Annotated in this window: 11 protein-coding genes; 6 read left to right on the top strand and 5 right to left on the bottom strand. The window is 34.7% G+C overall.

All coding sequences use genetic code 11. From position 1 onward, the window contains the following. Window positions 1-162 precede the first annotated feature (162 nt). The gene (locus CLV94_RS13250; RefSeq protein ID WP_121376982.1) at window positions 163-816 is read left to right on the top strand and encodes a YceI family protein; all 654 of its coding nucleotides are present in this window, start codon (window positions 163-165) and stop codon (window positions 814-816) included. A gap of 95 nt (window positions 817-911) precedes the next feature. Here the strand turns inward: CLV94_RS13250 and CLV94_RS13245 are convergent, their stop codons facing one another. Then, complete coding sequence (locus CLV94_RS13245) at window positions 912-2081, bottom strand: proline dehydrogenase family protein (RefSeq protein ID WP_121376981.1); 1170 nt, start codon at window positions 2079-2081, stop codon at window positions 912-914. A gap of 172 nt (window positions 2082-2253) precedes the next feature. Here CLV94_RS13245 and aroB point away from each other — a divergent pair, with 172 nt between their 5' ends. The 5 genes from aroB to CLV94_RS13215 all read left to right on the top strand — a co-directional run bounded on the left by aroB (window position 2254) and on the right by CLV94_RS13215 (window position 7041). Beyond that, complete coding sequence (aroB, locus tag CLV94_RS13240; RefSeq protein WP_121376980.1) at window positions 2254-3321, top strand: 3-dehydroquinate synthase; 1068 nt, start codon at window positions 2254-2256, stop codon at window positions 3319-3321. A 293-nt stretch (window positions 3322-3614) separates the two neighbouring features. Beyond that, window positions 3615-5015 (top strand): type III PLP-dependent enzyme domain-containing protein, encoded by a 1401-nt coding sequence (locus tag CLV94_RS13230; protein ID WP_121376978.1) that lies wholly within the window; start codon window positions 3615-3617, stop codon window positions 5013-5015. Between the two features lie 129 nt (window positions 5016-5144). Continuing rightward, a complete protein-coding gene (locus CLV94_RS13225) occupies window positions 5145-6116 on the top strand; it encodes a deoxyhypusine synthase family protein (RefSeq protein ID WP_121377229.1) in 972 nt (323 codons plus the stop codon). Window positions 6117-6125: 9 nt separating this feature from the next. Next, window positions 6126-6524, top strand: a complete 399-nt coding sequence (locus CLV94_RS13220) for a DNA primase (protein ID WP_121376977.1) — start codon at window positions 6126-6128, stop codon at window positions 6522-6524. Window positions 6525-6723: 199 nt separating this feature from the next. After that, entirely contained in the window at window positions 6724-7041 is a 318-nt protein-coding gene (locus CLV94_RS13215; protein ID WP_121376976.1) for a hypothetical protein, read from the top strand. Here CLV94_RS13215 and CLV94_RS13210 read toward each other — a convergent pair. From CLV94_RS13210 to CLV94_RS13195, 4 genes are all read right to left on the bottom strand, one after another. After that, on the bottom strand, window positions 7036-7551 hold the full coding sequence (locus CLV94_RS13210; RefSeq protein ID WP_121376975.1) for a DinB family protein: 516 nt from the start codon (window positions 7549-7551) through the stop codon (window positions 7036-7038). The two genes, CLV94_RS13215 and CLV94_RS13210, sit on opposite strands and share 6 nt — an antisense overlap. Before the next feature lie 14 nt (window positions 7552-7565). After that, window positions 7566-10145 carry a phosphoenolpyruvate carboxylase gene (locus CLV94_RS13205; RefSeq protein WP_121376974.1) on the bottom strand — a complete coding sequence of 860 codons (2580 nt, stop codon included), beginning with the start codon at window positions 10143-10145 and terminating at the stop codon, window positions 7566-7568. 79 nt (window positions 10146-10224) lie between these two features. After that, window positions 10225-10704 carry an Lrp/AsnC family transcriptional regulator gene (locus CLV94_RS13200; RefSeq protein ID WP_056067456.1) on the bottom strand — a complete coding sequence of 160 codons (480 nt, stop codon included), beginning with the start codon at window positions 10702-10704 and terminating at the stop codon, window positions 10225-10227. Window positions 10705-10780: 76 nt separating this feature from the next. Continuing rightward, window positions 10781-11935, bottom strand: coding sequence for a M14 family metallopeptidase (locus CLV94_RS13195; RefSeq protein ID WP_121376973.1), 1155 nt, complete (start codon window positions 11933-11935; stop codon window positions 10781-10783). Window positions 11936-12205: the final 270 nt, after the last annotated feature.

Raw genomic sequence — 12205 nt, 5'->3', positions numbered from 1 at the left:
TTTTATTTACAATTCAGATCTCTTAAGCTGAAAAATTTCAAAGTAGCTTCGCACTATGAAGGAAAGACCCTCACAAGTTTTTAAGATGCAACCAGTCAGTAATAATATGTATACCTCGTTTTAAAATCATTTAATCAATTATTAATCAATAAATTTTGCAGTATGAACAACAATCTATCAATCAATTACTTAATTTTAATTATCACTCCTTTACTCTTCGGTTGCCATGGAACTGTAAAAGAGGAAAATAAAAACAATACTTTGGCGAATTCCGTATCCCTACACGTTGGAAATGAAGAATATTTCACAATAGATCCAAAAGAAAGTATTATAATGTGGAAAGGTGGAACGTTAAATGGCTTAAACACTCACACAGGGTATATTTCTATATCAAAAGGAAAATTGATAATTGAAAACGGCCAACTTATAGGTGGTACAGCTGAAGTCGACATGAATACGATTGAAGACGAAGCCCATAAGAGTGATGATGGCCTTATTAAGCACTTAAAAGATCCTGATTTTTTCGATGTTGAAAAATTCCCCTTTTCTACAATTGTACTTAGCAAAGCCATACCAATAAATGGTGAGAATAAAAGAGTTACTGGAAACTTGACCATTAAAAATATTACACACCCAGTTAGTTTTCCAGCCAAAATCGAAGTTAAGGATAGTATTGTCAAAATGAATGGCAAATTAGTCATTGATCGAACAGCATGGGATATTCGCTATAAATCGAGAAAATTCTATGATCTTTTAGCTGATCAAACTATATCAGATTCTATCGAATTCAATATAAATATCATAGCAAAAAAATAAACAGCTGTAAGTTTAGGCACGTCCAATCTTTGCTAAATAAAACAACAAAGCCGGTTTCTTAGAAGCCGGCTTTGTTTTGTAATCTAAAAGAAAGTTTATTTCCCTTTCCTCCTATCTCTTTCTGTTTTAATAAGATTTAGTTCTCTGCTGGTCTGTCCTGCAACGGAAGTATTTTCTTCAGCTCTACGAATCAAATACGGCATCACATCCCTTACGGGACCAAACGGCAAATATTTGGCAACATTATAGCCATTAGATGCTAAATTATAGCTGATATTATCGCTCATTCCATACAATTGTCCGAACCAAACTCTGTGATCGCCTTTTTCAATTCCGTTTTCATCCATAAGCTTCATTAGCCTATAGGAGCTTTCCTCATTATGAGTCCCTGCAAAAATTGACATTTTTTCTAAATGTTCCACCATATACATCACTGCATCGTCATAGTTGATATCGGTAGCTTCTTTCGAAATACAAATCGGAGAAATATAGCCTTTTTCTTCAGCGCGTTTGTTTTCTTTTTCCATATAGGCGCCTCGAACCAGCTTCATTCCGATATAGAAATTTTCGATTTTTGCTATTTCGTGGATCTTTTTCAAATAATCCAATCGATCCCAACGATACATCTGTAACGTATTAAATACGATTGCTTTTTCCTTATTATACTTACGCATCATTTCCAGTACCAAATCATCTGCTGCATCTTGCATCCAGCTTTCTTCACCATCAATCAGTAAAGCCACGTCTTTCGCATGCGCTGTCTTGCACACTAAATCAAATCGTTCAACTACACGCTTCCACTCTGCAGCTTCTTCCACAGAAAAAGTTTTTCCTTCTCCTAGCTTTTCGTACAATTCAAACCTTCCAAAGCCAGTCGGCTTAAAAACAGCAAAAGGAATAGCAAGTCTTTCTTTTGCAAATTCGATGGTTTTTAGGGTCATTTCTAATGCTTGGTCAAACTGCTCTTCTTCTTCTTTTCCTTCAACAGAATAATCTAAAACAGACGAAACGCCTTTCGTAAACATTTTATCTACGACTGACAGGCAGTCTTCTTCGTTTACGCCTCCGCAAAAATGATCAAAAACTGTAGCCCTAATCAGACCTTCCACTGGTAAATGTGCCTTTAAGGCAAAATTTGTAACTGCCGTACCAATTCGTACCAAAGGTTCCGATGCAATCATTTTAAAAAGAAAATAAGCCCTATCAAGTTCAGTATCACTCTTTAGCGCAAAAGCAACTTGTGTATTGTTGAAAATCTTTTCCATTCGTTTGTTTAATAATGCTGCAAATATAAATAGAGCTAAGTGATTTTTTCTTAAAAATTGCCTTATTTTGCCTTTTAAAAGTTAGAAATAAACAATTTGCCATAACTACTAATATGACTGGGTATTCTCATACGAATACTGCTTAATTTTTATGGCACGAAAAAATACCTTGATGAAATCAATCCAAGCTAACGGCTACCCGATACATTTTAATGAAAACGCCTACGAAGCATTAAACAAGCATCTTGCAGAAAATAAATACTCTGCCATTTTTATTTTTGCCGATAGCGATACCAATGAGCACTGCCTTCCTCTATTTCTTCCTAATCTTGAAACGGACTTAAATATTGAGATTGTCGAATTTGAACCAGGCGAAAGCAATAAGAATATAGAAACTTGTATCGAGCTTTGGAATGTGTTGACAGAACTGGGCGCCGACAGAAAAAGCCTTATAATTAATGTAGGTGGCGGTGTCGTGACCGATATGGGAGGTTTTGTGGCTTCGACATTTAAAAGAGGAATCGATTTTATCAATGTTCCTACCACATTATTAGCAATGGTCGATGCTTCCGTTGGAGGAAAGAACGGTATCGATTTAGGAAATCTTAAAAATCAGATCGGCGTTATAAACGTACCGCAAATGGTTTTGATCGATACGCATTATTTAGCCACACTTCCTCAAAACGAAATGCGTTCAGGACTAGCCGAAATGCTAAAACACGGACTGATTTTTGATAAAAGATATTGGTCTTTATTTTTAGACTTAAACAACTTAAATACAGACGATTTAGATACTTTAATTTATCAGTCAGTTGAAATAAAAAACACGATTGTAATGCAAGATCCTAAAGAAAATGGTATCCGAAAATCGTTAAATTTCGGACATACCTTAGGACATGCAATCGAAGGTTATTTCCTTGAAAATGAAAACAAAACCACGTTACTCCATGGCGAAGCGATTGCAGCAGGAATGATACTTGAAAGCTATATCTCCTTAAAAAGAAATCTAATTTCTGAAGAAGAATACGAAGAAATAAAGACAGGGATTGATGCAATTTTTGAACGCATCGTTTTTGAAGAAAAAGACCTGCAACCCATACTGGAATTACTTGTTCATGACAAGAAAAATGAATACGGAACAATCCAATTTGCACTTCTTGATGGAATCGGAAATATAAAAACAGGACAAATCATTGATAATGAACTTATTGTAGATTCGTTTTTAGAATACAATTCTTAATATATTTTTAATAAAAATCGTTGCATATCAGTTATAATATTTTTTACATTTGCCCCAATGAAAAAAAGTCAAAACGCGATTCCTTTTTCCGCCTGCGGTAGCGAAAACAAAGCAGCTTTTCAGTATTTCCTGAAAGGTTCTTTTGGCATAAAAAGCATCTTAAATTTTGATATTTTTCAATACTCCAATACATACCAGGAAAAGTTGCCAATCATTTATGCAAATATTAGGGTTTGAACTTTAGATTAAAAAATTATTTTTTCTTATTTTTAATTTAAAATCCTGACAAATAAATGAATACAAAATATTTTGATCTAATCAACCAAACTTATTATTTCCCTCAAGACGAGTTCAAACTAAATAAAGACAACCTTTTGTTCCACAACATTGACCTTATGAAAATTGTTGAGCAATACGGCACGCCTTTAAAATTTACATATCTTCCTCAAATTTCCAACAATATCAACCGAGCAAAAGGTTGGTTCAGAAAAGCGATGGAAAAAAACAAATACGAAGGAAAATATTACTATTGCTATTGTACTAAAAGTTCTCATTTTGAATTTGTGATGAATGAGGCTTTTAAAAACAACATCCATATCGAAACTTCATCGGCTTTTGACATCAATATTGTCGAAAACTTATTGGAAAACGGTAAGATCAATAAGAGTACTTATGTAATCTGTAATGGTTTCAAAAGAGACCAATATATTACCAATATTGCACGACTAATCAATAATGGCCACAAGAATGCTATTCCGATTATCGATAATTATGAAGAATTGGATCTTCTTCAAGCTGAAATAAAAGGAAAATTCAAAATTGGAATCAGGATTGCTGCGGAAGAAGAACCTAAATTTGAGTTTTATACTTCAAGATTAGGAATAGGGTATAAAAACATCGTAAACTTTTACAAAAAGCAGATTCAGGAAAATAAAAATCTGGAGCTTAAGATGCTTCACTTCTTTATCAATACTGGTATTAATGATAATGCCTATTATTGGAATGAGCTTGTAAAATGTATCAAAGTATATATCGCTCTTAAGAAAGAATGCCCTACTCTTGACGGTCTTAATATCGGAGGAGGATTCCCAATAAAAAATTCTCTAGCTTTTGAGTACGATTACCAATACATGATTGACGAAATTATCAATCAGATTAAAATTGCTTGTGACGAGGCAGAAGTTGACGTTCCAAACATTTTTACCGAATTTGGTTCGTTTACAGTTGGCGAAAGCGGCGGGGCAATCTATCAGGTGTTATACCAAAAACAGCAAAACGATAGAGAGAAATGGAACATGATTGATTCGTCTTTCATCACCACGCTTCCTGATACTTGGGCTATAAACAAGCGTTTTATCATGCTGGCTGTAAACCGCTGGAACGACCAATATGAAAGAGTCCTTTTAGGAGGAATGACATGCGATAGCGATGATTATTACAACTCTGAGCAGAACATGAACGCGATTTATCTGCCAAAATACAATAAAGAAAAGCCTTTATATATTGGATTTTTCAATACAGGAGCTTACCAAGAAACCATTGGAGGTTATGGAGGATTGCATCACTGCTTGATTCCACAGCCAAAACACATTTTGATTGATCGCGATGAAAATGGAATTTTGGCGACAGAAGTTTTTTCTGAGCAACAAAGTTCAGAAGATGTTCTAAAAATATTAGGATACGCCAAAAAATAATTTATTTTTGAAAAATAATTCGAGACTATTTTGTCTCGTATCAAAACCATCCGATTAACCACTTTTCAAAAATCCAAATTTTGAATCGATTCGGAGCAAACATTGAAAAAGAAACTAACAAAAAACAAAATGAGTAAAGGACCAATCAGTCAGTTTATTGAAAAGTACTACCTGCATTTCAATTCTGCAACTGTAGTTGATGCAGCAAAAGCTTATGAGCAACAATTACAGAACGGTGCAAAAATGATGGTAACTCTTGCTGGAGCTATGAGTACAGCCGAAATTGGAAAGATTTTCGCTGAAATGATCAGAAAAGATAAAGTTCAGATTATTTCATGTACAGGAGCCAACCTTGAAGAGGATATCATGAATCTTGTCGCGCATTCTCACTACGAAAGAGTTCCAAATTACCGTGATTTGACGCCACAGCAAGAATGGGATTTATTAGAAAGAGGATTAAACCGTGTTACAGACACTTGCATCCCTGAGCATGAAGCTTTCAGAAGATTGCAAAAACACATCCATAAAATCTGGAAAGATGCTGAAGATGCTGGAGAACGTTATTTCCCGCATGAATTCATGTACAAGATGCTTCTTTCTGGCGTTCTGGAAGAATATTATGAAATTGACCTAAAAGACAGCTGGATGTATGCTGCTGCTGAAAAAAACCTGCCTATCATCGTACCAGGATGGGAAGATAGCACAATGGGTAATATTTTTGCTTCTTATGTAATCAAAGGAGAACTAAAAGCATCTACCATGAAATCAGGAATCGAATACATGACTTTCCTTGCTGATTGGTATACTAAGAACAGTAACAACGGAGTTGGCTTCTTCCAAATTGGTGGAGGAATTGCCGGTGACTTCCCTATCTGTGTTGTTCCAATGCTTTATCAGGATATGGAAATGCATGATGTTCCTTTCTGGAGCTATTTCTGCCAGATTTCAGATTCAACGACCAGTTATGGTTCGTATTCTGGAGCAGTTCCAAATGAAAAAATTACTTGGGGTAAATTAGATATCAACACTCCAAAATTTGTTATTGAGTCGGATGCTACCATTGTGGCGCCATTAATTTTTGCTTACCTACTAGACTTATAATAAAAATTTATGAAAAGAATTATTGTAGATTATTCTAAACTAACCAACGAAATTCTGACTTTGCTCGTCGAAAAATTTCCTGATGGATATGATGATTCCAACATCATCCGCTTTAGGAATGCCAAAAACGAATTGGTTGAGGCTGTCGAAGTTAGAACAGAAGACACTATCTATCTGGTAAAAGTGAGTACGAAGCTTGCCAGCAGAATTGAAAACTTTGATGAAGATGATGATCTTGAAGATGTAGTAGTGCCAATGGACGCTATCAAAGATCTTGATCTAGATGATGATGCTGACGATGACGACGAGGATGAAAAAGAAGAAAAAATAGAACTAGACGACGAAGATGAAGACGACAGGGATATTTCTGATATCGCTGACGATGAAGATGAAGACGACGAAGACTAATCACTTTCTCTATAAATAGAAAAGGAGCTCCAATAGAGCTCCTTTTCTATTTTAAATCAAATCTTACAAACTTTAATTTTAACAATTTACAAGATAAATACATGTAATTTATCGTTTATTTTTATACTTATAGCGACATTTATCTTAAAATAAATAGAATTTTTATATTTTTATACTCTACCACCAATCTAAACATATCATGCATTTATTTAGAAGCAACGGAAAAGAGAAACATTGCCAGGAATGGTTTGACTTTAAGACTTTAATCGCGCTAAAAATAATCTTCTTATTGTGGGGCCTTGCCATTTTAGGAATCTATTTAAGAATGTTTGAAATCACGCGAGGTTTCAAACTTGTAGTACCTATAGCTTTCCTCCTATTTGTGATATCGCTATTTTCAAGAAACAAACACGTCAAAGAAAAAGGTATCGTTCTGTTTTTATTTGTATTTATCTTGTTTGCAATTGTACAGATAATCGATATCCTAACAGGAACACGTTATTTCTCCAAGCTATAAATAGCGTTCCATAAATATTCTCTGATGGTGTTTTTGGTGTCCTATAATTATAACTCCTAAAGCACGGACTGATACGTCATATCCGGAAGCTACGCCAATTCTTTTCAAGACATCTTCACTAAAAGTCTTGAATAAAGCTATAGTCGATTGCCTCACGATTGCCAGTTCTGTCAATAAATCCCGAATGCTTCTTTGATTGGCACCTGCTATTGCTGCATACTCATTTTCTTCGAATGAAGCCAACGGAGTCTTATCATTTCTGGCAATTCTCAAAGCTCTGTAAGTAAAAATCCTTTCTGAATCCATCAGATGTTGGATAATATCTTTTATGGTCCATTTTCCTTCAGCGTAGCTGTAATCATATTTATCTAAAGGGATATTTTGTACAAATTTTATAAATTCGTGTACCGAAATTTCAAGTTCTTCAACTAAATCGGCTTCTTCTACTTTTGAAATATAAGTAGCGTAATAAGGAGCATATTCTGTCTGTAACAGTTGGCTTGTTTTCATAGTTTAATATCTTTTTAAGCGGAATTTCTGCTGGCATTAATATTTCCGAAAAGAGAACGCATTACAATCTTTTCGTATATTTTGAGCAGTTCGTCTTGGTTTTCATTACCCATCTCGTTAATCTTTGATAAGGCATATTGCTGGATCGTCAATAGCGGAAGTACGATCTGCTCTCTCATCTGTATAGACGCTTTTCCGTCAGGATAGTTTTCCATAAGCGACTCAAAACCAGATATCTTTAAAAGCAGTCTTTTGGTTTCTTCAAATTCGTTAAATATGATCTCCCAAAATTCACCAAATTCAGCATCTTCTTTCATATAAGCCGTAAGCGGGAAGAAAGATTTTGCTAAAGACATCATACTATTTTCAATCAACGTCTTAAAGAAAAGCGAATGCGCATACAGATCTTCTACCTGCTGCCAGTTGCCGTTTTCTTCAAAATGTCTCAGCGCAGAACCTACACCGAAAAAACCTGGAACATTTTGCTTTAGCTGACTCCAAGCTCCAACGAAAGGAATCGCTCTTAGATCATTAAAATCAAGCTGTGCCGACTGGCTTCTTTTTGAAGGACGGCTTCCTATATTTGCCATCGCATAATATTTAAGCGCACTTCTTCTTTCGAGATAAGGAATAAATTTCGGATGATTTTTAAAGTCTGTGTATTCTTTGTAGCTGATCTGCGAAAGTTCTTCCAAAATCTGTTTTTCTTTTTCAGAAAGTTCGTTTTCTCCTTTATAAAAGACTTGATTCGCCGCACCAGCACTCAACAGATTCTCCAAATTATAGCGACAAGAATCCAAAGTCCCAAAATTAGAACTGATCGTTTGGCCCTGTATGGTAATCTGAATTTCATTATTTTCGATATTCGGTCCAAGTGAGGCATAAAACTTATGCGTCTTACCTCCTCCTCTCGCTGGCGGTCCGCCTCTTCCGTCAAAGAAAACTACTTCAATTCCATATTCTCTTGAAATTGAAGTCAATGCTTCTTTAGCCTTATAAATACTCCAGTTGGCCATCAAATACCCTCCATCTTTTGTTCCGTCAGAAAAGCCTAACATGATTGTCTGTTTATTGTTCCTGCGTTTTAGATGTGCAGAATACGACTGATTTGTATAAAGAGTCTTCATAACTTGCTCAGCATTTTCTAAATCATCAACTGTTTCAAAAAGCGGCACAATATCTACTGCTGGGTCTTCCCAACCGCACAATTGAAACAAGGCATAAGCCTCCAAAACATTCAAAGCGCTTTGGTTATTGCTGATAATATAACGGTTTGCCCCTAGTTCGCCATTCTGTTCTTGTATTTTCTTGATTGCATAGATTGATTCAACTGTTGCTTTTGTTATATCGTCTTCGAACCATTCGGAATCCAACTTTGCTTTTGCTTCAGTGATTATGGCAATCTTTTCTTTTTCAGCTAATGAAGTATAGTTTTCAGGAAAAAGCGACAGTTTTCGCTCATTAGTGACTTTAACTATATCCTTAAAAACGGCATCATGGATTTTACTGTTTTGGCGGATATCCAAAGTCGCGAAATAAAAACCGAAAAGATTTACTTTGTTGATGAATTCATCCAGATCGTCCAGATATAACGATTGGTGATTTTCGATTATTCTGCTTCTTACTTCCTGCAATGTCGTTTTCATCTCATCAAGCGTGATATAAAGATCGCCTTCAGAATAAAATACGGAACGGTAAATCTTGTGCTCTAGTTCTGTCCATAGGTTATCAACCTGATGGAAAGTGAGCTTTCTTTTCAAATTTCTGATGTCCTTATAATAGCATTTCAAGATAGATGTCCGTAACCTTTCTGTCACCTGCAAAGTGATGTCGGTCGTCACAAAAGGATTTCCGTCACGATCGCCTCCTGGCCAGAATCCTAAATTTAATATCTGATTTTTTGGTAATTCCCCTTCAAAGATGTTTTTCTGAAAGAAATGCATCATTTTTCCGGCTGTTTCATAAAAGACATTTTCCAAGTACCATGTCAAGCTCACAGCCTCATCAAACGGAGTAGGCTTTTCTTTTTTAATAAAAGGTGTTTTTCCTAATTGAGCCAGCAATTCTTTAATCCTTTTTAGATTATTGCCTTTGATAGCTTCTTCGAGATCTGTAATGATACCCAAAACTGACCCTGGATAAAACTGTGTAGGATGCGCCGTCAGTACCGTACGGATTTTAAATTCTTCAAAAAAAGCTTTTAGTTCTTTGAGATTGTCTTTGGATTCAGCCTTATCTTTTGTATTTCTAAGCGAATTTGCGCCATCTAAATTGTTGACGGTTGAAAAAGCAGCGTCTTCAATGGCATCAAACAAAACAACCTGCCTTTCTACATATTGAATAAACCGGAACATCAGATCGATTTTTTCTTTTTCAGAAGCATTATCTAGGTATTTTTCTGAAAAATAGTCGATTATCTGCTGCGGCTTCCATTGCTTTTTGAAGCCAGACTCACAGACTTCGGCAAAAAGCGGCAACAAGATTCCGGTATTGCCAATATTATCGAATGGAAGGGTAATTAAAATACTATTGTATATCTGATACTTAGCAAGTACGTTTTCTTCAAATCTTTCTAATTTTGGGGATGTATACATTTCAATAATTTTGCCTTAAATTAATAAAAAAACCCTCAAGTTTTCACAAGAGGGTCTTAAAAAATATTTTATCAAAAGATTACATATCCTTGAAGATAGTGTGCATCAGACGTTTTTTATCATTGATGCTCTCATCAAGAGAAATCATTGTTTCTGTTCTGTAAACACCTTCGATATCATCAATCATAAAGATGACTTCTTTAGCATGTTTTGTATCCATTGCGCGGATTTTGCAGAAAATATTGAATTTTCCTGTAGTAACGTGAGCTACTGTCACAAAAGGAATTTCGTTGATTCTTTCCAAGACAAACTTAGTTTGTGATGTATTATGAAGAAAAACTCCCACATATGCAATAAAAGAATATCCTAATTTCTCGTAATTCAACGTCAAAGAAGAGCCCATGATAATACCAGCTTCTTCCATTTTCTTAACTCTCACGTGAACTGTTCCTGCAGAAATTAATAATTTTTTTGCAATATCTGTAAAAGGAACTCTTGTATTGTCAATCAGCATATCTAATATCTGATGATCAACTTCATCTAAACGAAACTTATTCATATAATTTTATGTTTGTATTTGTTTTCAAATTCGACTACAAAAAAATTAATTTTTTTTCAATAAAAAAAGTAAATCGTTAAACATTTGGCAATCCATTAACAATTTTAACTTTTTCTGATAAATAAAAATCAGCTTTTTGACCTAATTTCGGAATATTATCATTCTGATCAGAATATGCAGCACCTTCAGCATCATATTCAAAATGTCCGAAATTGTGATGCAATTCTCCGATTTCAGCAATTACGGCCACGAACTTTATCTCGCCTTTATCTAAAACTTCCGAAAATTGAATTGCAAAATTCGTAATAATTTGTTTATTATCATAGCGAATTTTGATATTTTTATAAATCAAATCATAAAAAATAGGTTTATTTTGAGGAATATTGAAATATTTATTTGTTTCGTTACGAACTATATCGTTTTCGTAAATGAATTTCAATCCTGAAACAAGCGCAATAAAAATAAATTTTCGCGTATTTTCTCGCTGGTAATCTTCTTGATAATGTCCAGCTTCAAACAAAATCGTCGGCGCGCCTAAATAGGTAAAAGTATCACCGACACAATTTAGGTTGAATCCATCATCAAACCGCCCTACTTGGTTTGGAATAAATTCTTGCAAGACAGCATCCATTGCAACGATTACCTCCATTGCTTTTTCACGCACACTATTAACGCCTCTTGCTTCATTAAAAGAAGGCGCTAAAAAGGAAACTGTTGCTGGTTTATTTGTATCTCCAGCTGCAAAGATTGTACGCTGATCGTGGAGATTATAGCAGAAATCGGGCTTAAAATCTTCATAGACCTTCCTTAACAACTGGCTTTCGGGCTGTGTCAGTTCTTGAAAGTCTCGATTCAGATCAATTCCATTGGCATTTATTCGGGTATAGCTTGCAGCACCGTCAGGATTAAGCATTGGGATAGCTAAAAAAGTAAAACTTTTCAATAACTCAACTGCAAGATCTGAATTACTATTCAGCAATTTTAATAAGTCAAAAAGCGCCTTTGTAGTCGTGCTTTCATTCCCGTGCATCTGCGACCATAAAAGTATTTTGGTTTTGCCGGTTCCAATTGTATAGGAATAAATTGGATTTCCTAAGACAGATTGTCCAATTATATGTAGGTTATTATTTTTGTTTAGGGCCTTCAGCAACGGCTCTATTTTTTCAAGAGTTATATATCTACCATATAATGATTCTTCCTTACTATCCTTGAAGAGTTTTTCGAAATCCATTGTTGAAAATTTAGATTTACAAAAGTAAACATCTTATTTTTTACAATTGTAAATTGATTTTTTACCACTATAGTTTAACTATGTAAACAATTAAGTATGGCTAGATAGTTTACTTTTGTATAAACTTTAACATTCGTTATTTCACTTTATAAATAATAAACTAAATTACATTTAATCAATTACTTACATATAGTTAATTAAAGCTGTATTGTTGCGTTTCTATCTCGGTTACAATTGTAAACTACCTCTGAATCATTATTATGTTTACAT

The organism is Flavobacterium endophyticum, assembly GCF_003634455.1.
In the GTDB taxonomy this organism is placed as follows: Bacteria; Bacteroidota; Bacteroidia; order Flavobacteriales; family Flavobacteriaceae; genus Flavobacterium; species Flavobacterium endophyticum.
Note: the sequence above shows the minus strand (reverse complement) of the source record. Positions and strands in the feature narration are given on the sequence as shown.